A 22,562-nucleotide genomic window follows, 5' to 3' on the forward strand; every position below is an offset into this window, starting at 1 on the left:
TGGCATGGATTGCTTCCTCGCTTCGCTCCTCGCAATGACGCTGCCCAACGCCTACCCCGTCGTCCGCTCGAACAACTGCCGGATCAACGTCGTGATCCGCCCCTTCGGCGACATCATTTCATACATAATGGTGAAATGGTTCGCGCCGGGAAGTTCCTCATACGTTACAGGCAAACCGTATCGGGCACGGTGGCCGGCGAAATCGGCGGTCTGCTTGCGGAGCAGCGGCAGCTCACTACTGCCGACCACCAGCGACAGCGGCTTGAGCGGACCGCCTTCCTGCATCATCGGCGAATTGGCGCGCGATGTCGCTTGATCGGCCTTCAGCTTCTCGTTGAGATAGGAATGTCTGATAGGCTCAAGATCATAGATGCCCGATATCGCCATTCCCGCCCTCACCTTCGGATGTGACAACGCCATCGAGGTCAGGTGCCCGCCGGCGGACCAGCCTGAGACCACGATGCCGGCATCAGCGGCGCCGAGTGCGGGCAACTGCCCGGTGAGGTAATCCACTCCGGCGTGGATTTCGGCGACGATTTCGTCCAGCGTCGCCTCCGGCGCCAGCGTATAGCCGATCATGGCCACGTTAATGCCATGCGCCATCGGCCCCTCGGCAACGACGGTGAACACCTCTTTCGCCCGCGCCTGCCAGTAACCACCGTGGATGAACAGCAGCGTCGGCGCGTTGTCCGCCGCCTTCAGAAAATCGATCCGATTGCGCTCGCGCGGCCCATAGCGCAAATCGATATGCGCGGGAAAACGCTTGCGCAGTTCGGCGGAGCGCTGCTCCCAGCCGGCGACCATGTCGACGCTGCCGGAGACCGCGACGCCGTTGTTGAGGCCGAGATCCAGCTCCTCCCGGCTCAAGGCACGCCAGTCCAGCGCTGAAAACAATGTCGTCATGCAATATCTCCGGTCAGCCACAACTTCGATGCGTTTCCACTTTGCCGGAAAATGTTCTACAGCACCATGACAAACACAAAATGAGCGGGAGATAGCGAAGTGGCTGATCAGGGGCTGGTGCGTGAGACGGCGGTTGCCATTGTCGGCAAGCTGAAATCCGGCGAGGTCACGCCACTCGACCTGCTCGACGTCCTGGAAAAGCGCATCGGCGAGGTCGACGGCAAGGTCAACGCGCTGCCGACGCTGTGTTTCGACCGAGCCCGTAAGCACGCTAACGAGCTGATGAAGAAGCCGGCGAGCCAGCGCGGGCTGCTCGCGGGGCTGCCGGTCCCGATCAAGGACCTGACCAATGTGGCTGATGTGCTGACCACGCAGGGCTCGCCGATCTACAAGGATAACATTCCGCCCAAGTCAGACATTCTGGTCGAGCATCTCGAAAGCAATGGCGGGGTGATCTACGCCAAGTCGAACACGCCGGAATTCGGCGCCGGCGCCAATACGTTCAACGAAGTGTTCGGCCCAACGCGCAATCCGTGGGACACCTCGCGCTCGGCCGCAGGCTCTTCGGGCGGCGCGGCGGCCGCGCTCGCCACCGGCACGGCTTGGCTGGCGCATGGCTCCGACATGGGCGGCTCGCTGCGCAACCCCGCGAGCTTCTGCGGCATCGTCGGCTTGCGGCCGAGCATCGGCCGTGTCGCGCATACGATTACCGCGGCCGTCGACCGCAATCTCGGCGTCCAGGGCCCGATGGCCCGCAATGTCGAGGACGTCGCGCTGCTGCTGGACGCCATGAGCGGCGAGCATCCCGGCGATCCGCTGTCGCTGCCGGTGCTGCCGAATTCGTTCCTCTCCGCCGCGCGCTCCGGCAACAAGCCGAAGCGCGTCGCCTATTCGCCCGATCTCGGCATCACGCCGGTTGACCCCGAGGTCGCCGCCGTCACCCGCAAGGCGGCGCAGCGCTTTGCGGAAGCGGGCGTCGTCGTCGAGGAAGCCCATCCCGACCTGCGCGAGGCCCATGAATGCTTCCATGTGCTGCGCGCCTTCGACTTTGCGCTTTCCAAGGCGGCGCTTTTGCGCACTAAGCGCGACCTGCTCAAACCGGAGGTGATCTGGAATATCGAGGAAGGTCTCAAGCTGACGGTCGAGCAGCTCGAACGCGCCGAGGCGCAGCGCGTCGCGATGACGGCGCGCACGCTGGAATTTTTTGGCAAATACGACCTGTTGCTTTGCCCGGCGACGATCGTGCCGCCCTTCCCGGTCGAAAATCGCTATGTCGCCGAATGCGCCGGCAAGAAGTTCGACAATTATGTCGAATGGCTTGGCATCGTCTACGCGATCACGCTGGCGTGCTGCCCCGCGCTGTCGCTGCCCTGCGGCTTCACCGCTTCGGGCCTGCCGGTCGGGTTGCAGATGGTGGCAAAGCCGCGCGGCGAGGCGCAGTTGCTCGCGGGCGCCAAGGTGCTGGAGGATATTCTGGGCGTGCGCGGCACGACGCCGATCGATCCAAAGGCACCGAAATGATCGCGACTGTTGGTGCTGTCGGCTCCATTTAACGCAATGTTGTCCGGTTCCTGAAACGGAACCGTGTTAGGCCTGCCGTCGTTATCGATGCGCGGCGAACTGATCCGGGACAAAGGGATCGTCATCGCCCTTTGGAGACGGAACATGACCGAGCAAGCCATCAGCGCCGCCGGCGAACATCTCGACATCCAGGATGCGGCACGGCGGGTCAAGGCGATCTTCATCGGCTCGATCGGCAATCTCGTCGAATGGTACGATTTCTACGCCTACACCGCGTTCGCGCTGTATTTCGCACCGGCATTCTTTCCGAATAGCGATCCGGTCGTGCAGCAGCTCAACGCGGCGGTATTGTTCGCCGCAACCTTCCTGATGCGTCCGCTCGGCGGCTGGCTGTTCGGCTTCATCGCCGACCGCTATGGGCGGCGGCTGTCGCTGACGCTGTCGGTCGTATTCATGTGCTTCGGCTCGCTGATCATCGCGGTGACGCCGACCTATGCCACGATCGGACTGGCGGCCCCTGCCATTCTGGCGCTGGCGCGCATCATCGAGGGCCTCAGCCTCGGCGGCGAGTACGGTGCCAGTGCGACCTATCTTACCGAGGTCGCCGATCCCAGGCATCGCGGCTTCTATTCGAGCTTTCAGTACGTCACGCTGATCGGCGGCCAGCTCACCGCCATCATGGTGCTGCTGTTGCTGCAGAAGGTGTTTTTGACGCCCGAGCAGTTGAAGGAGTGGGGCTGGCGAATTCCGTTCGTGATCGGCGCCCTGCTCGCGATCTTTGCCGCCGTGATGCGACGTAACCTGCACGAGACCGAAGCGTTCGAGGAAGCGAAAAAGCTGACAAAACCGACCGGCTCGATCCGCGGTCTCCTGAACTATCCGCGCGAGCTGCTGCTCGTGGTCGGCCTCACTGCGGGAGGTACGGCGGCGTTCTATACCTTCACCACCTACATGCAGACCTTCGTCAAACTGTCCGTCGGGCTCACCGAGGACCAGACCACCTTTGTGATCTTCGGCTCGCTGGTGTTCGCGACCCTGCTGCAGCCGATCTATGGCGGCCTGTCCGATCACATCGGCCGCAAGCCGCTTTTGATTTTCTTCGGCGTGATGGGCACGCTGGCGACCGTGCCGATCCTGACCACGCTGAAGGAGACGAAATCGCCTTTCACCGCATTCCTTTTGATCTGCGCCGCCTGGTTGTTCGTTGCCGGCTACACCTCGATCAACGCCGTGGTGAAGGCCGAGCTGTTTCCGACCAATGTCCGCGCGCTTGGCGTCGGCCTGCCCTATGCGATCACGGTGTCGCTGTTCGGCGGCACCGCGCCTGCGGTTGCGCTCTATTTCAAGACACTCGGGCATGAGCACTGGTTCTATTATTATCTCAGCGGCATGATCTTCCTCTCGCTGCTCATCTATGCCACCATGCGCGATACCAAGCATGCGTCCGCAATGCACCGCCACGAGTGACTGACTGCCAGATGGCCGACGAGAACGAGCCGCCGCCGGAAAGCAAGCTGACGCGCAGCAAGCAGCGCTGGGCGCGCGAGGGAAAATTCCTCACCGGCAGGATCGCGCGCCCCGAGGAAGCACGGCTGCCGCCGGGCCAGCATCTGACCAGGGATTGGCCGACGCTCGACCTCGGCGTGAGGCCGAACATCTCGCGCGAACGCTGGCGACTCGATGTTTATGGCGCGGTCGAAGCGCCGCTGTTCTGGGATTTTTCGGAGTTCACCGCGCAGCCGCAGAGCCAATTTCTGTCCGACATCCACTGCGTCACCACCTGGTCGCGCTACGACAATCAATGGGAGGGGCTGGCGACGCGCGATCTGCTCGACGCCTGCCGTCCGCGCGAGGAAGCGCGCTTCGTGGTGCTGCACTCCCATGACGGCTACACGACGAACCTTTCGCTGGAAGATTTCGCCGCTGAAGACGCTCTGCTTGCCCATAGCTGGTCCGGCGCGCAGCTGGAGCAGGAGCATGGCGGCCCGGTGCGGCTCGTGGTGCCGCATCTCTATTTCTGGAAAAGCGCGAAATGGCTGCAGGCCATCGAATTTCTTAGCGAAGACAAGCCCGGCTATTGGGAAGTCCGCGGCTACCACAACCGCGGCGATCCCTGGGCCGAGCAGCGATATTCAGGCGACTAGCGCCGATGCATAGGAGACAGCCGTGCCGACGGAACGCTTTCAATTCACCGGCGAAGGCGGACATCAGCTTGCCGCCGCGCTGGATACGCCTGATGGGCCGGTGCAGGCCTACGCGCTGTTTGCGCATTGCTTCACCTGCGGCAAGGACGTGCTGGCGGCCAAGCGGATCGCGGCCGCGCTTGCCGCCAAGGGGATTGCCGTCTTGCGCTTCGACTTCACCGGCCTCGGCGCCAGCGAAGGCGAATTCGCCAACTCGACGTTCACTTCCAACGTTGCCGACCTCGTTCGCGCCGCAGCTCACTTGCGGGAAACCCGCAGCCCGGCGACGCTTCTGATCGGCCACAGCCTCGGCGGCGCCGCGATCCTCGCCGCCGCCGGGCAGATTCCGGAAGCCAAGGCCGTCGTCACCATCGCCGCGCCCTCCGATCCGATCCATGTCACCCATCTCTTCAAGGACCGGATCGAGGACATCCGCGCGCAGGGTCAGGTGGAGGTCCAACTCGCCGGACGTCCGTTCCACATCAAGCGCGAATTCCTCGATGACGTCGCCGAGCACAGCCTTTCGGCGCATATCGCAAAGCTCCACAAGGCGCTGCTCATCATGCATTCGCCGACCGACGACACGGTCGGCATCGACAACGCGACCAAGATCTTTGTTGCCGCCAGGCATCCCAAGAGTTTCGTGTCCCTGTCGGGAGCCGATCATCTGCTCAGCAACAAGCGCGATAGTTCCTATGTCGCCGACGTGATCGCCGCCTGGGCCGGACGCTATGTCGAGCCCGCCGCCGCGCAGCCCGCCACTGCCGTGAGCGACGGCCCCCGCAACGTCGTGGTGCGCGAAACCCGCAACAGCAAGTTTCAGCAGATCATTTCCACGGGTCCTCACGAGATGGTGGCAGACGAGCCGATGGCCGTCGGCGGCCGGGACTCTGGGCCCGGACCATATGATTTCCTGCTTGCGGGACTCGGCGCCTGCACGTCGATGACGATGCGGATGTATGCCGATCGAAAGTCGCTGCCGCTCGAGCGCGTCACCGTGACACTTCAGCACAGCAAGATCCACGCAAAGGATTGCGCAGAGTGCGAGACGCGCGAGGGCATGCTGGATCAGATCGACCGGGTGATCTCGATGGAGGGCGTCCTCGACACAGATCAGCGCGCGCGGCTGATGGAGATCGCCGACAAGTGTCCGGTGCACCGGACGCTGAAGTCGGAGATAAGGATCGTGACGAAGGCTGCGGATTAGGCCGCCGCCAACGGCCGCACGCGCAGCGCGCCGCGCAGGCCCGCGGCGGAGCCGACGAGGATGCCGGCAAACGCGATCAGCGAGGCCAGCGCCAGCGTGGAAAATCCCGTCAGCCCCTGCCCGATCGAGCAACCGAACGCCATCACGCCGCCGATGCCCATCAACGCCGCGCCGCCGCCGGAGCGCAGCATGTGCCGCGGCGACTGAAAGCCTTCGAGCTGAAAGCGGCCGGTCAGTAGCGCGGTCACAAGGCTGCCGACGAACACCCCGAACACGGTGACGATGCCGAAATTCAGCGTCGAGCCGGTCGACAGCATCATGTACTGCAGCGCGTCCGCGATCGGCGCGATGAAGGTGAGCGAGGTTACCGGCGCCGGATTGAAATCGTCGGCGCCGAGATAGCCGGTCGCAAACCAGCCACCGGCGACCAGAAGACCGATGACCAGGCCAGCGGCGATCTGGCCGGGCGAACGGCGGAATGCGGGATGCGCAAAGGCGAAGATGATCAGCGCCGCCGAGATGATCGAGGCCGCCAGCATGCGCGCCGCCGTTGCGCTGAGGCCCGCCGCCGCAAACAGCGCCGGCACGGCGTTCGCATTTGCCGTGGTCTGCGACGCACCGACCATCGCGATGCGCGCCGGGGCGATCAGGCCCTTCAGCGTCATCTGCGCGAAGATCGCCAGCACGACGACGACCAGGAAGGAACGAAGGTTGCCGCGCCCGAGCAGCACCAGCGCGCGCGAGCCGCAGCCATTCGACAGCACCATGCCGTAGCCGAACAACAGCCCGCCAAAGAACATCACCGGCGCAGAAAATGAGGACTGCAGATAGATCGATTTGCCGATATCGACGAGGCCGGCCGCCGCCAGCAACTGCGTCGCGGCGACGCCAACGCCGATCGCCAGCGCATAGGTGCGCACGAGACGGCCATCGCCCTCGGCCCAGAAGCCGCGAAGACTGGAGAGCAGGCAGAAGCCGCTCAACAATCCGACCGATCCGTAGATGAGACCGATCAATAGTCCGCTCAAAACAATGATGTTGCTACCGTCCAGCACCGGCATGTCCCCGCTCTACGGCGCCGCAAAGGCGGCGCCACGGCTCACATAGGAAGCAATTTAGAGGTTGCTAATACGTTGGAAGCGCAGGTCCGTCCACGGCCGTCCCACGCAAAGAATTAATCGCACGCGCGACGGCAAGATCGCGGAACAAACATGCTGCCGGTGAGGCCGACGGGAGAGATTTGTTTTCCGCGCAAAAATGCGAGGCAGCCCTGCCTGAAGATCTAAGCTGTGGGCCGCAGGATCACGCGATCCCGTGAGGAGCCGGCCACGGCAATGAAGGCCGCCTTCGCCTGTTCCAGGGAATAGATCGCGTTCGCCTTGATCGGGAACGGCTTCAGATCCCCGCTGGCAAAGCCTGGGCCGAGTTCCCGCAGCACCGCGCCAGTCGCGACCGAGGACAGGCCGAGCGTATCGATGCCGACATAGGTGTGCTGGCCGCGATAGAATTCGAGGATGTTGAACGGCACGATGCGGTCGATCGCCGCGATCAGGATCTGCCGCCCGCGTAAGCCGAGCGATTTATGCGCGGCTTCGAAATAGGGATCGCCGACGGTGTTGAAGACGATGTCGGCGCCCTTGCCGCCATTGAGTTCACGCACGCGCGCGGCGACGTCGGTTACGGAGGCGTCGATGACTTCAACTTCCGAATTGGCATGGCCTTCGTAAGGCTCGCTCTTGCGGACCACGCCGATCACGCGCGCGCCGTGCCAGCTCGCGATCTGCGTCGCCGCCTGCCCGACCTTGCCGTTGACGCCCATCACCAGCACGGTCTCGCCTGGCTTTGGAAGGCCGGCGCGGCGCAGACCTTCCATCGCGGTGACAAAGGGCACGCCGATGCCGGCCGCCTCTTCCCAGGAAATGCCGTTCGGCTTCTCCACCACCGCATCCGCCTCGACCACGAGATGGCTGGCATGGGTGCCGTCACGGCGAATGCCGAGATCGCCGGAGGAGCCGAACACCTCGCGTCCGATCCAGCCCTGCGGCCCATCGATCACGACGCCCGCATAGTCGCGCCCCGGCGTCCGCGCAAAGACGGCATAAGGCATCAGCCCGGTCGCGGCCTTGACGTCGGATGGATTGACGGCAGCGGCCTTGATTTCAATCAGCAGATCATTTGCACCGCGCGACAGCCCTCGCATTTCGATGACGGGTGCGAGCGAAGCAGCGTCGGCCACCTTCGAAGGCAGGCGAACACATCGGGCCTGGACCGTAATGGGTTTAACGTCTTCCTTCGCAACCGGCATCGCGGCCTTCCTGCTCATTCCTTCAAGCAGGAGTTACCCTTTCAGCCGCTTGTCGTAAACCCGTTTGGCCTTGCCGAGCGAACGTTCCAGGGTATCGGGCGCGACGGCCTTGATGCGGGCGGTGATGCCGATGGTGTTCTTGATGAAGACCGAGACCTTTTCGGCGTGCGGCTCCAGGCCGCTGCCGTCCCAGCTCTCGGGGCGGGCTTCGGCGAGCACCGTCATCTCGTCCATCCGTCCTTCCCGCGTCAATTCGATGATGAAATGACCGCCGCACCAGTCGGTCGCCAGCAGCGCCTCCTCGATCTGGGTCGGGAAGACGTTGACGCCGCGCAGGATGATCATGTCGTCGGAACGTCCCGTCACCTTCTCCATGCGCCGCATGCCCGGCCGCGCCGTGCCCGGCAACAGCCGCGTCAGGTCGCGGGTGCGGTAGCGGACGATCGGAAAGCCCTGCTTGGTGAGCGAGGTGAAGACGAGTTCGCCCTTCTCGCCGTCGGGAAGCACCGCGCCGGTATCGGGGTCGATCACTTCCGGATAGAAATGATCCTCCCAGATGTGCAGGCCGTCCTTGGTCTCCACGCATTCCTGCGCCACACCGGGCCCGATCACTTCGGAGAGGCCGTAAATATCGGTCGCATCCATGTCGAAAGCTTGCTCGATTTCGGCGCGCATCGCGTTGGTCCATGGCTCAGCACCAAAAATGCCGAACTTCAGCGACGACTTTCGCGGGTCAAGTCCCTGCCGCTTGAACTCATCGAGAATGGCGAGCATGTAGCTCGGCGTCACCGTGATGATGTCGGGCCTGAAATCGTTGATCAGCTGCACCTGCCGCTCGGTCATGCCGCCGGAGACCGGCACCACCGTGCAGCCGAGTTTTTCGGCGCCGTAGTGCACGCCGAGCCCGCCGGTAAACAGGCCATAGCCATAGGCATTGTGAATGATCATGCCGCTGCGGCCGCCGGCGGCGCGGATCGAGCGCGCCATCACCTCCGACCAGACATCGATATCGCCCTGGGTGTAGCCGACCACGATCGGCTTGCCTGTCGTGCCCGAGGAAGCATGAACGCGGACCAGTTTTTCGCGGGGCACTGCGAACATGTTGAACGGGTAATTGTCGCGCAAGTCGGTCTTCACTGTGAACGGAAATTTGGCGAGATCGGAAAGCTCTTTGAAATCGGACGGATGCACCCCGGCGGCATCGAACGCCTTTTTGTAATGCGCGACATTGTCGTAGGCATGCTTGAGCGACCAAGCGAGGCGCCTCGTCTGCAGCGCCATGATCTCGTCGCGCGAGGCGCGTTCGGCTTCATCGAGCTCGGGGTGATAGCCGCCTCTGCTGGACTTCAATTTTGCCATGGCCATGACGTTTCCCCTTGTCGCTATTCTTGTGGTGCTGGACTGCCCGCCGCCGGCAGCCAGGTGCCGGCAATGGTGCGGGAGTGTCCACGGAACTCGGCGATCACGACGTCGCCTGACGTGACGTGCACGTCGTAGATGCCGGATCGTCCGCTGCGCGAGATCTCGCGCGCGGTCGCCACCAGCACGTCACCGAGCTTGCCCGGCCGGATGAAGGCGATGTCGCATTGCGCGGCGACTGCGCGTTCGTTGCGGGAGTTGCAGGCAAAGGCGAAGGTGGAATCAGCGAGCAGGAAGATGAAGCCGCCATGGGCGATGCGCTGGCCGTTGACCATGTGCGGCGCGACCGTCATCGTCAGCGTCGCCTGCCCGGGCTTGACCTCGACAATCTTCATGCCGAGGCCGCTGCTGGCGTCGTCTTCCCTCCACATCGCATCCGCGCAGGCGCGGGCGATCTCATCCGGCGACAGCGCGACGTTCATAGCGGGTAGCCCGCTCGGCGAGACGGTTCCACGACATTCTCTCCCTTTGCGTACGGGCCTTTCGGCCTCGTTACGTGGTTAGTGTTGGGTCGAAGCACCTTGGGGTGTCAACGATCCCTGATCTGCAGCCTCAACCACTTCCGTCATTCCGGGATGGTGCGTTAGCACCAGACCCGGAATCTCGAGATTCTCAGGTGCGCAATTGCGCACCGTAGTTCGATGCTTCGTATCGCCCCGGAATGACAGCTAGACATGATCGTAGTCCACCACGACCCTGTCCGAGCACGGCCGCGCCTGGCAGGTCAGGACAAAGCCCGCATTCAGCTCCCACGGCTCGAGCGAATAATTGACCTCCATCTGCGCGTCACCCTCGACCAGCTTGGCGCGGCAGGTCGAGCACATGCCGCCCTTGCAGGCGAACGGTAGGTCCATGCCAGCGCGCAGCGCGGCATCGAGAATGGATTCCTCCTCGGCGACCGGCACCTCGCGCCGCTTGCCGTCGATGATCAGCGAAGCCATCGCCTTGGGTGGCGCCGACGGCTCGACAACCTTCTTCGGCCGTGGCTTGCCGCCGAACTCCGAGACGAAGCGCTCGACGTGAATGCGATCCTCGGGGATACCGATCTTGCGGCAGGTCGCCTCGATGTCTTCGCTCATCCCCAGGGGACCGCAGATGAAGACGTGATCGACGCTCGATGCCGGCACCAGCGAGCGCAGCAGCACGCGCACCTTTTCGCCATCGAGCCGGCCGTGCAGGATCGGGATGTCCTGCTCCTCACCCGAGATGACATGGAACAGCGAAAGCCGTTGCAGAAAACGGTCCTTCAGCTCCTCCAGCTCCTCGAGGAACAGCATGCTCGACGTCGAGCGGTTGCCGTAGAACAGGAAGAAGCGGCTTTTCGGCTCGCGGGCGAGCACGCCCTTGATGATCGACAGGATCGGCGTGATGCCGCTGCCCGCAGCAAAGCCGACATAGACCCGGGCTTCGTCAGGCGCATGCGCAACGCCGAAGCGGCCGGTCGGCGTCATCACGTCGAGCTCGTCGCCGCGTTTCAGTTCCTCTGCGGCCCAGTTGGAGAACGCACCGCCGTCGACCTTCTTCACGGCAATGCGCAGCTCGCCGTCATCGGGCCCGGAGCAGATCGAATAGGAGCGGCGCACTTCCTCGCCATGCATGATGGTGCGCAGCGTGAGGTATTGGCCGGGGCTGAAGCTGTAGTCGTTCTCCAGCTCCTTCGGGATGGCGAAGGTCATCGAAACGGCATCGACCGCCTCCTGGCGAAGGTCGCTAACGGCGAGACGATGAAAGCGCGGCGCGTGGGACATCAGTGCTTCCCCACCGTCATTGCGAGCGCAACGAAGCAATCCATCTCACCGCTCGTGGAGAGATGGATTGCTTCATCGCTTTCGCTCCTCGCAATGACGGACATAGGTGCGGCCTCAATGACATTTGAAATAATCGAACGGTTCGCGGCAGGCCTTGCAGCGCCACAGCGCCTTGCAGGAGGTCGAGCCGAATTCTGACAGCAATTCGGTATCTTCTGAGCCGCATTGCGGGCACGCCACCTGCTGTTCGCCGAACAGTGCGCGGCGTGAGCTTGAGGCTTGCGGCGGCGCGATGCCGTAGGCGCGGAGCTTGTTGCGGCCGTCCTCGCTCATCCAGTCGGTGGTCCAGGCCGGCGACAGCACGGTGCGGACGGTCGGACGTGCGATGCCGGCGCGTTCCAGCGCCAATTCGATCTCGAACGCGATCATGTTCATGGCGGGGCAGCCGGAATAGGTCGGCGTGATCGCGACCTCGACGCGGCCGTCATGCACCGCGACCTCGCGCAGGACGCCGAGATCGGCGATCGTGAGCACGGGAATTTCGGGATCGACGACCTGCGATGCCACCTCCCAGGCGCGCCGGCGCAGATCGGTATCATCAGAAACGACCGTCACCATGTCGCCCCCGGAAATGTCCGCTGCATCGATTGCAGCTCGCTGAGCAGATGGCCGAGATGCTCGCTGTGCCGGCCGCTACGGCCACCCTGCTGCATCCAGTTGCTTTCAGGCAGGGCAAGCGTCGCCTCGCTGACGACGCCAGTGATCGTCTTCAGCCATGGCGAACGAAGCGGCCCCGGATCGATAGCGATGCCGGCGTCAATCAGGCCGCGCTCGCTGTCATCACCTGAAAACATCTCGCCGGTAAAAGCCCAGAGCTCGTCAATAGCGGCCTGCGCGCGGCGATGGCTTTCCTCGGTGCCGTCACCGAGGCGGATGATCCATTCCGAAGAATGCCGCAAATGATAGGCGCTTTCCTTTTCCGATTTCGCCGCGATCGCCGCCAGCGTCATATCGCTAGAGCGCATCATCGCGCGCCAGTAGAGATCGGCGAACGCCGCATAAAAGAACTGCCGTACCATGGTGCGCGCGAAATCGCCGTTCGGCTGCTCCAGCAGCAACAGATTGCGGTACTGGCGGACCTCGCGCAAGTAAGCGAACTTGTCCTCGTCGTTGCCCCTGCCCTCGACCTTGGCCGCATAGGTATAGAGTTCGCGCGCCTGTCCCAGCAGATCGAGACCCATATTGGCGAGCGCCATGTCTTCCTCAAGCATCGGTGCATGGCCGCACCATTCCGACAGCCGATGTCCCAGAATCAAGGCATCATCGGCGCGGCGCAGGGTGTACAGCACCAGCGGCGTTTCGGAGACGGTGATGTTGGCTGCGGTCATTCCAGACACCTGCCTGTTCAATTGTCATTGCGAGGAGCGAAGCGACGAAGCAATCCATTGTTCGGTTGCGGCGCGATGGATTGCTTCGCTGCGCTCGCAATGACGCAAACCTACATATGCCCGACTTCCTCGGGCACATCATAGAACGTCGGATGCCGGTAGATCTTGGATTCCGCCGGCTCGAACATCATGCCCTTGTCGGACGGATCGGACGCGGTGATCGCGTTCGACGGCACCACCCAGATCGAAAGCCCCTCTCCGCGGCGGGTGTAGATATCGCGCGCGGCCTGCAGCGCCAGCGTCGCATCGGTCGCATGCAGCGAGCCGACATGCTTGTGCGCGAGGCCGTTGCGGCTGCGGATGAAAACTTCCCAGAGCGGAATGTTCGGCGTTGCCATCATCATCTCCCTACTCGGCGGCCTGCAGGGCGGCACGCTGCTTGCGCTTTGCGGCATAGGCCATCGCCGCTTCGCGGACCCAGGCGCCCTCTTCATGCGCCTTGCGCCTCGCAGCCATCCGGTCGCGGTTGCAGGGGCCGTTACCGGCCAGCACCTGCTTGAACTCGTTCCAGTCGATCGCGCTGTATTCCCAATTGCCTGCTGAGTTCTGCTTCATGCCGGGATCGGGAATGGTCAGCCCGAGGAACCGGGCCTGCGGCACCGTGGCGTCGACGAACTTCTGGCGCAGCTCGTCGTTGGAGAAGCGCTTGATCTTCCATTTCGTCGAGGTGTCGCTGTGCTGGCTGGCCCCATCGGGCGGCCCGAACATCATCAGCACCGGCCACCACCAGCGGTTCAGGGCATCCTGCGCCATCGCCTTCTGCTCTTCGGTGCCGCGGCACAGCATCAGCATGATCTCAAAGCCCTGGCGCTGGTGGAAGGATTCCTCCTTGCAGACGCGGATCATCGCGCGCGCATAGGGGCCATAGGAGCAGCGGCACAGCGGGATCTGGTTCATGATCGCCGCGCCGTCGACCAGCCAGCCGATCGTGCCGATGTCGGCCCAGGTCAGTGTCGGATAGTTGAAGATCGAGGAGTATCTCGCCTTCCCTGCCAGCATCGCATCGACCAGTTCCTCGCGCGAGGTGCCGAGCGTCTCGGCGGCGGCGTAGAGATAGAGCCCGTGACCACACTCGTCCTGCACCTTCGCCAGCAGCGCGGCCTTGCGGCGCAGCGACGGCGCGCGCGTGATCCAGTTGCCTTCGGGCAGCATGCCGACGATTTCGGAATGGGCGTGCTGGGAAATCTGCCGCGTCAGCGTCTTGCGATAGGCCGCCGGCATCCAGTCGTTCGGCTCGATCCGTTCCTCGGCGTCGATCCGCGCCTGAAACTGCGCAGCCCTTTCGGCGTCCTCAATGTGGCGGTCTTCGCCCTCGGACGAATTGAGCGCCTGCGTGTACATGGCGGACCTCCCGGTATTTGTTGGGAGGCAATATATAACATAATTTCAGATATGCAATATAATTCTGTAACACATTTCACAGGCCGTCGAAGCGCTGGAACAGCCCTGCGCCGGGCTTCGGCAGCGGCCCGCTTTCGTTGGTCGCGTGATGGTCAAGCCATTGTTCGGACGCAGGAAGCAGCGCGCGATAGATCTCGCCGCAGAGCTTTCGCGCCGCCCTGCCCGGCCACTCCGCCGGCAATAGCGAGGTCGGCAGCAAGGGATCGCGCAGCACCACCCGCCGGTAATGGTGAATCAGCAGCACGCGCGCGGTGAAGGCGTCGGCCTCCGCCAGCCGCTCTCCCTTGCCGATCCACTCCTGCAGCGGCGCGAAAGTCTTCATGAACTTCTGATAGGCGTCCGCGGTACGATCAAGCGGCCAGCTTTCGCTGAGCAGACGCCGGCCGCTGTCATCCTCGGCGGAGACTTCGAGGCGGATCGCGCCCGAAGCTTCGATCGGGATCGGCACGCCTGACGGGGCGACCCATACGCCCGGCAGCGGACTGCCGAAGCCGGCGTTCTTCAGCGCCTCGCGTGAGGCGTCACGGTCTTCGCCGTTGCCGATCAGCAAAAGCTCGAAGCGCCCGGTCCAGTCGGAGGCCGGCGGGCCGTAGATATGTTTCGTCGCAATATCAAACGTTTGCCGCCCGCTCTGCACCAGGCGATAGAAGCTGTTGCGACCGATTCTATTGCGCTCGAACCAGCCATCGGCGGTCAGCCGCGACATGGCGGTGCGCACCACGCTGGCGTCGATATCGAGCTGCGCGAAGAACTCAAGCAGTGTGCCGAGCCAGACCGAGCCGCCGCGCGGCACGATCGCGTCGCCGAATACGGTAATGACAATGGAGCCGGTGCGCGAGGGTTCGCGCTTAAGCTGTTGAATGATCCGGGTAAGCGGCGGCGACATGCGTCCACGCATAGCGCGTTTTGCGGATTCTCGAAAATCGGTGGCCCCTACTCCCTCTCCCCCTCCTTCACGGGGAGAGGGCTGGGGTGAGGGGCTGCCTCCGCAAATTCGATAGACCTCAGTCCGCGGAGAGAGCCCCTCACCCGGCGCTACGCGCCGACCTCTCCCCGCAAAAGCGGGGCGAGGTTAGCAACCACCGGCGCGTTTCTCAGCGACGTGGATTCGAGCCCCTACTCCCTCTCCCCGTCCTTCACGGGGAGAGGGCTGGGGTGAGGGACTGCCTCCGCAAATTCGCTAGAGCTGAGTACGCGGAGAGAGCCCCTCACCCGGCGCTATGCGCCGACCTCTCCCCGCAAGAGCGGGGCGAGGTTAACAGGCTCTCGTGAGCTTTACCGATGCGGGTCCGGGTAGACCAGGCTGCGCCAGCCGCTCCGGTCGAACGGAGACCACTCGCCCTCCGCCTGCGCGAGCCTATCCGCGACGGCATAGACCACGGCGGGGTGATGGCCCATGCCGCAATGGCTGCTCTCGACCTCGATGCTCTCCGACATCGCCGACGTCTTTTCCATGCAGCCCTGCCAGGCGCAGATGCCGTCGGTGCGGCTGAAGATCGCCGTGGTCGGCACCGGCGGGGGCGACGACAGCGCGCCGCCGAAGCGCGCATCCTCTTCGTCGGCGCGACGGCCGCTTGCCAGCTCATAGACGCGCCAGGCATTGGTCGCCTTCGGGCCGGCGGCGAACGGGCTGCCGAGCGTGATCACGCTGCGCACGCGCTCGGGCATCATCTTGGCGAGCTGGCGCGCGTAGAGGCCACCGAGGCTCCAGCCGACCAGCGAAACCTTGCGGCCATGGGTGTCGTTCAATTCCTGCACGAGATCGACCATCGCGTCCTGCACGCCATGGCGCAGGCCGAGGTTGCGTCCCTGCCGCCAGCCACTGACGGCATAACCGCGGTTGCGCAGAAAGACGCGGAGCGGACGCGTCGAGACGTCGGATGCGACAAGCCCGGGCAACACCAGCACCGGATGGCCATCGCCGCGCGGCGCGAGACTCAGCAGCGGCAACGCACCGAGAAACGCACCCAGTTCGGAAATAGCCCGCCCTTCCAGCAGCATCAGGGTCCTGGACGGCGGGGCGAGCGTCTGCGCAGCAATGGACATCATGTCTCCTTTCGGCGCGGCCCCTTACGTCTCGGCAGCCGGCCCGGGTGGGACTGAACATACGCAAACGCAGCAGAATCGTTCCGCATCGCAACATCATTGTTACCCAAAAAGCTAGGGAACCCGCTTTGGTCTTGCAAGCCAACCGGATCACACTTGGGAGAAGTAAAGGCGTTGACGTGATTAATAAGTCACAGCAGCCGCAGCAGGTATTCGAGCGTGTACAGCGCAAGTCCCGCAAGCCCGCCGATCAGCGAGCCGTTGAAGCGGATGTATTGCAGGTCGCGGCCGATGTTGATTTCGATCAGTGAGATCAACTGCCCCATGTCCCACGATTTCACCTGGTCGGAAATGAAGGTGGAGACGCCGCTCTTCTGTTCGGCGACGACGGTTCGCAGCACGGCGACGAGGCCCTGGTTGATCTCCGCCCGCAGTTCGGCATCGCCAGCCAACGCCTCGCCCGCTTCCATGAACACGCGCACCAGATATTGCTGCAGCACCTGCGTCTCGCCGGAGGCGCTCCGCTCGAAGAACGTACGCATGTTCTCCCAGATGTGCCGCGCCAGGCTGGTCAGTTCAGGACGCGCCAACAGATCGCGCTTCAGCCCGGCGATACGCTCGGCATAGGCGGGATCGGTGCCGAGCCGGTCGACGAAGTTCAGCACCATGCGGTCGAACTCGCCGCGGAACGGATGCGCGGGATCGTTGCGGACCTCCTCGAAGAAGGCGCTGGCGGACGCCACGATCTTGTTCACGAGAAACTTGTCGGCGCGATAGAGTTTGAGAAGCGTCGGCAGTTCGCTCCGGATCTTCTCGCGGATCATGGACATCGTCTCGGCCGTCGTCATCGTCTCATGCACGCCGCGCAGGAGATCGTTGAGCAGGCCCTGGTGGCGGCCTTCCTTGACGAAGTTGCGCAAGGTGCCGGCCGCCAGTGGCGCGAGATCGATTGCCATCAATTGCGCCGTGATGCGGCGGCTGACGAAGGTCATCAGCCCCGAATTCTCCGTCGCGGCCACCGCTTCGGGCAGAAGACGCAGCGCAAAGCGCGCAAGATCCTCACTGCGCTTGCGGTCGCGCAGCCAGTCGGCGATGAACGCGCCGAAATCGATCTGCCGCAATTTGGCTTCGACGGGAGCTGCTTCGAGGAAATGCTGCTCGATGAATTCGCCGAGCTTGTCGGCGATGCGGTGCCGGTTGCTCTGGATGATCGCGGTGTGCGGGATCGGCAATCCCAGCGGCCGCTTGAACAGCGCCACCACGGCGTACCAGTCGGCCAGGCCGCCGATGGTGGCGGCCTCGGCGAAGGCAGCGATGAAGCCGAAGACCGGATGCAGGGGAAGCAGCGCCCGCGCCGCGAGGAAGATCACAAACGTCGCGGCCAATACCGAGGTCGCCAGCAGCTTCACGCGCCGCAGCTCGGCGGCGCGCGCGGCGTCGCCGGGGCTGTCGATCATGAAGGTGGCGGGAAGGGTCATGAAGGCTTTCGAAGGAGATCCGCGCCTGCATAGCGTACTCCGTCATTGCGAGCGAAGCGAAGCAATCCACCTTTCGACGCGGGGATAGATGGATTGCTTCGTCGCTTCGCTCCTCGCAATGACGGAGGAGGATGCGATACTGATCTATGCGGAGACCCGACAAAAAGAAGGCCCGCATCAGCGGGCCTTCGAAGCTCAGTGGTCAAGCAGATCGCGATCAGGCGGTCTTGGAATAGACCTTGGAGAAGTTGTCCTGCGCGGTCTTGGCGCCTTCGGTGACGAGCTTGCCGAGATACTCGGTCGAAGCCTTCGCCCGCGAGACGAGCACTTCGCCGCGCGCACGGACCAGGTCCGACTGGATCTGGGCGGCTTCGCTCAGCGACTTGGCCGAAGCGAGCTTGTCGATGCCGGCGAAGAACGCTTCCGCGTCCTGATAGAGCGCCTGCTGGATGTTGCGGCTGATCTTGGCGGCCTCGGTCACCGAACCGGCAACGGCGGTCTCGATCGCGGCGGTCACCTTCTCGGAGCCGGCATAGGCGTCAGCAGCGCGCTCCTTGGCGGTCTCGGCCTGCTTCTTCACGAACTCACGGGCGGCTTCCGGAACTTCCAGGTTCTGGAGCTTGGTGAACGCCTCGGTGACGGGTGCGAAGGCTTCCTTGACGCTGTTCAGCACGGAATTGGTATCGGTCATTGGGGTCTCTCCATCCTCAGGTTTGAGCAACGGGGCTCACCCCGTCCGGATTGGCCCGGGGCACCGGTGTTGTGCCATAGTTAATGGTGCAGCGCAACATCGATGTTGCAGCGCGATATCACGAATTCGTGATTGTCCTGCGGCGTGGGCGGATTGCCGAGCGAACCGGCAAAAGTTCTACTTTAGTCTAATACTGACCCGCCCCCGGGCTACTTTGCATGGGGTTGTTTTGCGAGTTTTTGTCCGAGGCGTTGCGCCGCTAATGCTGGACCGCCCCCGGAAGCCCATAGGCTTCCAGCTGCGCCCGGACCTGCGCCACATTGTGCCCGAGCACGACGATGTCGTGCTTCTTGCCATCGACGTCCCGAACGTGGTCGCGCAGCAGCGCCTCGGCCCTGAAGCCGAGGCTTTCGAACAGGGCGATCGCCGCCTGCTGGTCGACCGTCATCTGCACTGACAGCTTTTCCAGGCCGGCGCCCAGCGCCAGCGCAAAGGTCTCCTGCGACAGCGCTCGGCCGACTCCCTGCCCGCGGACGTCCAGCGACACCACCATCCTGATTTCGCCGACATGCGGCGACCATGAGTGGGCATCGCGCACCAGCGTGCCGCAGCCGACCACCGCTCCCTCCTTCACCGCCAGCAGGCTGACGATGGCGCCGCGCTCGATCTCGTTGATCCAGGCCGACAGCACCTTTGGCTGGCTGATGTTGCGCGGCAGGAACAACAGATCGTGCGTCGGCAGCTTCTGCGCAAAGGCCAGCACCGCGGCCTCGTCGGCGCGCCCCATCAGGCGGAATTCGATGTCGCCGGCGTCGGTCTTGACGGTGCGGGGATAGGAACGTTGCTCACTCATGTTGATCTCTTACCTAGCCAGGAATCCAGTTTCGGCCACAGCCGCTTGATCGCGTTGGCGCCGGCGACGAGGCTGACGTGCCCGCCCTTCAGCATCACCTCTTCCTTGTCTTCGGACCCGATCTTGGTGATCAGATGCTTTGCGGCGTCATACGGCACGATGTGATCGTGCTCGGCGACCGCATGCAGGATCGGCACCTTGATGTTCGCAAGCTTCGCCGCGCGCCCGCCGACCGACATGGTGTCGTTGTAGAGCTTGTTGTCCCACATCAGGTCCTTGGTGATGGCGCGAAAGTACTCGCCGGCCAGCGGCAAGGTGTCCGTGCCCCAGCGATCCATCATCCGGTACGCCTTGACGTATTCGTCGTTCCAGATGTTTTCCCAGAGCTGCACCTGGCTGACGGTGCGCGAGGCTGGCCGCAGCATCTCGAACGAGGACAGGATCATTTCCGGCGGCACGTTGCCGACGCTGTCGACCAGACGGTCGACATCGAAATAGCGGCGGTCCGAAAAGTTCTGGAACAGCTTCATCTCACGGAAGTCGATCGGCGTGGTGAAGCAGATCAAGTTCTTCATCGGCCCGTCTTGGAAGATCGAGCCGTAGAGCAGCGACAGCACGCCACCGAAGCAATAGCCGATGATGCTGACGTCCTTTTCGCCGGAATCCTGCTGCACGCGGCGGATGCAGTCCGGGATGAAGTCGAGGACGTAGTCCTCCATCCGCAAGCTCTTCTCTTCCGGCTTGGGCGCGGTCCAGTCCAGCATGTAGACGTCATAGCCGCGCTTCAAGAGAAACTCGATGAAGCTCTGCCCCGGCACCATGTCGAGGATGTAGCCGCGGTTGGTGGTGGCCATCACGATCAGGATCGGCACGCGGTAGATTTCATCCGCGATCGGCCGATAATGATAGAGGTTCATGGTGCCGCGGACGGCCAGAATGTCCTTTGGCGTCGAGCCGAGCGTGGGGCCGGAAGTGGAGAAATATTCGACACCCTTGATGCTGCGCTGGATCGCGCGCTGCACTTCGGACTGGACCCGTTCCGAGATGGAAGCAAAATCGAGACCGGTGGGAGCGTTCATTTTTGCTCTCCCTCCGAGGGTGGACGCTTGGTGCGCGGCGGCCGCGGGGTGCCGTAGCCGCCCTGCTGCGCCAGCGAGTTGTGGTGCACCTGATGCAACATCGCCTTGATCTCGTTGAGCTGGCCCTCGATGTTCTGCAGCCGCTCCGCCATGCCAACGAGTTGCGCCCGGCTCGGCAGGTTCATGGCGAGGAGATACTTCTCCATCAGCTCGCCGAGCTGCTTCTGCGCGCCCGCGCTGGCGCCGCCGAACTGATTCATCGCTTTTGAGAATTCAGGCGACGTCATCGCCTGATTGGCAAAGGAGTTGAACCCCTTTTCCATCTCCCCGATCATGGTCTGCCAGATCGCGGCAGGATCGTTGCCTTTATCGGCCATCGGCGCCCTCTCCCTCAAAGGTTACGAGCGCTTGCCACGCTTCGCTTCTATTGCCCCCATACCACACCGTTGCGCGGAGCCGGTCAACCGCCGCCAAGCCTTCTGCGGTGCGGGAAACCATGCCATAGTTACCCAAAGTTCAGATCGTCAGAGGAAGACGCGATGCTCGCCCATCAGCCGCCACAGATCGCCCGCGCCAACGGCATCGACATCTGCTACGAAATCTTCGGCGACCCGTCCGCCGAACCGCTGCTGCTGATCATGGGACTCGGCGCCCAGATGATCCATTGGGACGACGATTTCTGCCGCCAGCTCGCCGCGCGCGGGTTTCGCGTCATCCGCTTCGACAACCGCGACATCGGAAAATCCTCCCACCTCTCCGGCGGCAAGCGCCTGACGCCGTTCGAACTTCTAAAGCAGCGATTCCTGAAGATCCCGGTCGCTTCGACCTACAGACTGATCGACATGGCCAAGGACACGGTTGGCCTGATGGACGTGCTCGGCATCAAGTCGGCGCACCTCGTCGGCGCGTCGATGGGCGGCATGATCGCGCAGGAAGTTGCGCTGTCATTTCCGCAGCGGGTACGTTCGCTGACCTCGATCATGTCGACCACTGGAAATCCCAAGGTGCCGCCGCCGACGCGCGAGGCCGCCGCCGTGCTGATGGCGCCGCCGCCGCGGACCAAGGAAGAATATTTCGAACGGTTCGCCAAGACCTGGAAAGTGCTGCGCGTCGGCTCCTTCCCGGAGGACGAGGCGCTCGACCCCGCGCGTGCCGCGCGAACCTACGAGCGCGGCCTCAACCCGGCCGGCGTCGGCCGGCAATTGCGGGCGGTGCTGGCCTCCGGCAGCCGCAAGGAACGGCTGCATCATCTGAAAATCCCGACGCTGGTCATTCACGGCACCGTCGATCCCCTGGTGCGCCCCGAAGGCGGCAAGGACACCGCCGCCTCGATCCCCGGCGCCAAGCTCTTGATGATCGACGGCATGGGCCATGCGCTGCCGATCCCGATGTGGCCGCAGATCATCGACGCGATCGACAAGCATGCGCATGGCGCCGCGGCGAAGGCGGCGTAGGTTCGTCGTTATCTCTTCGCCGCCATCCAGATGATGTGACGCACGCCGCGGCCTTTGCCGGTGGCGCGGATGTTGATTTCGCTGACATCGAAGCCGGCACTGCGAAGGCGTTTTGCGAAGGCTGGATTGGGACCGGACGACCAGACCGCCAGCACGCCGCCGGGCCGTAGCGCGGTGCGCGCGGCGTTCAATCCGGTCGCACTATAGAGCGCGTCGTTGCCCTTGCGCGTCAGTCCCTCAGGGCCGTTGTCGACATCGAGCAGAATGGCGTCGAATTTCGACTGGTGCGAGCGGATGATTTCGGCGACATCGGCCTCGCGGATGGTGACGCGGGGATCATTCAGACTGTCGCCAAAAATTTCTGCCATCGGACCCCGCGCCCACGCGACGACGGCCGGCACCAGCTCCGCCACCACGATCTGCGCCTTACTGCCGAGCACCGCAAGCGCGGCACGCAAGGTAAAGCCCATGCCGAGGCCGCCGATCAGCATCTGCGGGCTTGCGACCTTCTCGATCCTTTTCGCCGCAAGCGTTGCCAGCGCTTCTTCCGAACCCGAAAGGCGGCTGTTCATCAGCTCGTTGCTACCGAGCATGATCGAGAATTCCTTGCCCCGCCGCTTCAGGCGAAGTTCGTCGTCGGTGCCGGGAATGCGGGCGGTGTCGATTTTTTCCCAGGGAATCATGCGGGGCTTTTAGCATGATCAGCTCAGGATTGATTATCGCTGCGGACCAGCGGAGCCGCCTCAAATGCAGGTGTCATCGTCCGGCTCGACCGGTTGAATCCGCCCAGTATCCCAGAGACCGCGGTTGTTGCGCTGCGTCTGAC

Annotated in this window: 23 protein-coding genes; 5 read left to right on the forward strand and 18 right to left on the reverse strand. The window is 63.5% G+C overall.

What is annotated here, in order from left to right; all coding sequences use genetic code 11:
* Window positions 1-51 precede the first annotated feature (51 nt).
* Window positions 52-903: an alpha/beta hydrolase gene (locus RX331_RS28725; protein ID WP_317252966.1), complete on the reverse strand. Its 852-nt coding sequence runs from the start codon at window positions 901-903 to the stop codon at window positions 52-54.
* A 99-nt stretch (window positions 904-1,002) separates the two neighbouring features.
* On the opposite strand from RX331_RS28725, the gene RX331_RS28730 reads away from it, so the two are divergent.
* The 4 genes from RX331_RS28730 (at window position 1,003) to RX331_RS28745 (ending at window position 5,814) form a co-directional block, all read left to right on the forward strand.
* Entirely contained in the window at window positions 1,003-2,424 is a 1,422-nt protein-coding gene (locus RX331_RS28730; RefSeq protein WP_317252967.1) for an amidase, read from the forward strand.
* Window positions 2,425-2,568: 144 nt separating this feature from the next.
* Window positions 2,569-3,891: an MFS transporter gene (locus RX331_RS28735; RefSeq protein WP_317252968.1), complete on the forward strand. Its 1,323-nt coding sequence runs from the start codon at window positions 2,569-2,571 to the stop codon at window positions 3,889-3,891.
* A gap of 11 nt (window positions 3,892-3,902) precedes the next feature.
* Window positions 3,903-4,568, forward strand: coding sequence for a sulfite oxidase-like oxidoreductase (locus RX331_RS28740; RefSeq protein WP_317252969.1), 666 nt, complete (start codon window positions 3,903-3,905; stop codon window positions 4,566-4,568).
* A 22-nt stretch (window positions 4,569-4,590) separates the two neighbouring features.
* Complete coding sequence (locus RX331_RS28745; protein WP_317252970.1) at window positions 4,591-5,814, forward strand: bifunctional alpha/beta hydrolase/OsmC family protein; 1,224 nt, start codon at window positions 4,591-4,593, stop codon at window positions 5,812-5,814.
* Here the strand turns inward: RX331_RS28745 and RX331_RS28750 are convergent.
* The 16 genes from RX331_RS28750 to RX331_RS28825 all read right to left on the reverse strand — a co-directional run bounded on the left by RX331_RS28750 (window position 5,811) and on the right by RX331_RS28825 (window position 20,659).
* A complete protein-coding gene (locus RX331_RS28750) occupies window positions 5,811-6,875 on the reverse strand; it encodes a YeeE/YedE family protein (protein WP_317252971.1) in 1,065 nt (354 codons plus the stop codon). The two genes, RX331_RS28745 and RX331_RS28750, sit on opposite strands and share 4 nt — an antisense overlap.
* Window positions 6,876-7,096: 221 nt before the next feature.
* Entirely contained in the window at window positions 7,097-8,119 is a 1,023-nt protein-coding gene (locus tag RX331_RS28755) for a zinc-binding alcohol dehydrogenase family protein (RefSeq protein WP_317252972.1), read from the reverse strand.
* A gap of 33 nt (window positions 8,120-8,152) precedes the next feature.
* Entirely contained in the window at window positions 8,153-9,484 is a 1,332-nt protein-coding gene (paaK, locus tag RX331_RS28760) for a phenylacetate--CoA ligase PaaK (protein ID WP_317252973.1), read from the reverse strand.
* Window positions 9,485-9,501: 17 nt separating this feature from the next.
* Window positions 9,502-9,960, reverse strand: a complete 459-nt coding sequence (paaI, locus tag RX331_RS28765) for a hydroxyphenylacetyl-CoA thioesterase PaaI (RefSeq protein WP_317252974.1) — start codon at window positions 9,958-9,960, stop codon at window positions 9,502-9,504.
* Between the two features lie 246 nt (window positions 9,961-10,206).
* On the reverse strand, window positions 10,207-11,286 hold the full coding sequence (gene paaE, locus RX331_RS28770; RefSeq protein WP_317252975.1) for a 1,2-phenylacetyl-CoA epoxidase subunit PaaE: 1,080 nt from the start codon (window positions 11,284-11,286) through the stop codon (window positions 10,207-10,209).
* 114 nt (window positions 11,287-11,400) lie between these two features.
* Window positions 11,401-11,904, reverse strand: coding sequence for a 1,2-phenylacetyl-CoA epoxidase subunit PaaD (gene paaD / locus RX331_RS28775; protein WP_317252976.1), 504 nt, complete (start codon window positions 11,902-11,904; stop codon window positions 11,401-11,403).
* A complete protein-coding gene (gene paaC / locus RX331_RS28780; RefSeq protein WP_317252977.1) occupies window positions 11,898-12,674 on the reverse strand; it encodes a 1,2-phenylacetyl-CoA epoxidase subunit PaaC in 777 nt (258 codons plus the stop codon). The genes paaD and paaC overlap by 7 nt, the downstream gene beginning before the upstream one ends.
* A 110-nt stretch (window positions 12,675-12,784) precedes the next feature.
* On the reverse strand, window positions 12,785-13,072 hold the full coding sequence (gene paaB / locus RX331_RS28785) for a 1,2-phenylacetyl-CoA epoxidase subunit PaaB (RefSeq protein ID WP_317252978.1): 288 nt from the start codon (window positions 13,070-13,072) through the stop codon (window positions 12,785-12,787).
* A 10-nt stretch (window positions 13,073-13,082) separates the two neighbouring features.
* A complete protein-coding gene (paaA, locus tag RX331_RS28790) occupies window positions 13,083-14,075 on the reverse strand; it encodes a 1,2-phenylacetyl-CoA epoxidase subunit PaaA (RefSeq protein ID WP_317252979.1) in 993 nt (330 codons plus the stop codon).
* A gap of 76 nt (window positions 14,076-14,151) precedes the next feature.
* A complete protein-coding gene (gene paaX, locus RX331_RS28795; protein WP_317252980.1) occupies window positions 14,152-15,021 on the reverse strand; it encodes a phenylacetic acid degradation operon negative regulatory protein PaaX in 870 nt (289 codons plus the stop codon).
* Between the two features lie 389 nt (window positions 15,022-15,410).
* A complete protein-coding gene (locus RX331_RS28800; RefSeq protein WP_317252981.1) occupies window positions 15,411-16,181 on the reverse strand; it encodes an alpha/beta hydrolase in 771 nt (256 codons plus the stop codon).
* 191 nt (window positions 16,182-16,372) lie between these two features.
* Window positions 16,373-17,659: a DUF445 domain-containing protein gene (locus RX331_RS28805; protein ID WP_317252982.1), complete on the reverse strand. Its 1,287-nt coding sequence runs from the start codon at window positions 17,657-17,659 to the stop codon at window positions 16,373-16,375.
* A gap of 217 nt (window positions 17,660-17,876) precedes the next feature.
* On the reverse strand, window positions 17,877-18,350 hold the full coding sequence (locus RX331_RS28810; protein WP_317252983.1) for a phasin: 474 nt from the start codon (window positions 18,348-18,350) through the stop codon (window positions 17,877-17,879).
* A 259-nt stretch (window positions 18,351-18,609) separates the two neighbouring features.
* On the reverse strand, window positions 18,610-19,203 hold the full coding sequence (locus RX331_RS28815; RefSeq protein ID WP_317252984.1) for a GNAT family N-acetyltransferase: 594 nt from the start codon (window positions 19,201-19,203) through the stop codon (window positions 18,610-18,612).
* Window positions 19,200-20,282, reverse strand: coding sequence for an alpha/beta fold hydrolase (locus RX331_RS28820; protein WP_317252985.1), 1,083 nt, complete (start codon window positions 20,280-20,282; stop codon window positions 19,200-19,202). Before RX331_RS28820 ends, RX331_RS28815 begins: the two co-directional genes overlap by 4 nt.
* Window positions 20,279-20,659: a hypothetical protein gene (locus RX331_RS28825; protein WP_317252986.1), complete on the reverse strand. Its 381-nt coding sequence runs from the start codon at window positions 20,657-20,659 to the stop codon at window positions 20,279-20,281. Before RX331_RS28825 ends, RX331_RS28820 begins: the two co-directional genes overlap by 4 nt.
* Window positions 20,660-20,821: 162 nt before the next feature.
* On the opposite strand from RX331_RS28825, the gene RX331_RS28830 reads away from it, so the two are divergent.
* On the forward strand, window positions 20,822-21,736 hold the full coding sequence (locus tag RX331_RS28830) for an alpha/beta hydrolase (protein ID WP_317252987.1): 915 nt from the start codon (window positions 20,822-20,824) through the stop codon (window positions 21,734-21,736).
* A gap of 8 nt (window positions 21,737-21,744) precedes the next feature.
* Here the strand turns inward: RX331_RS28830 and RX331_RS28835 are convergent, their stop codons facing one another.
* Window positions 21,745-22,419, reverse strand: a complete 675-nt coding sequence (locus RX331_RS28835) for a spermidine synthase (RefSeq protein ID WP_317252988.1) — start codon at window positions 22,417-22,419, stop codon at window positions 21,745-21,747.
* Between the last annotated feature and the right edge of the window lie 143 nt (window positions 22,420-22,562).

Origin of the sequence: Bradyrhizobium sp. BWA-3-5 (assembly GCF_032917985.1) — a bacterium.
Classification (GTDB): Bacteria; Pseudomonadota; Alphaproteobacteria; order Rhizobiales; family Xanthobacteraceae; genus Bradyrhizobium.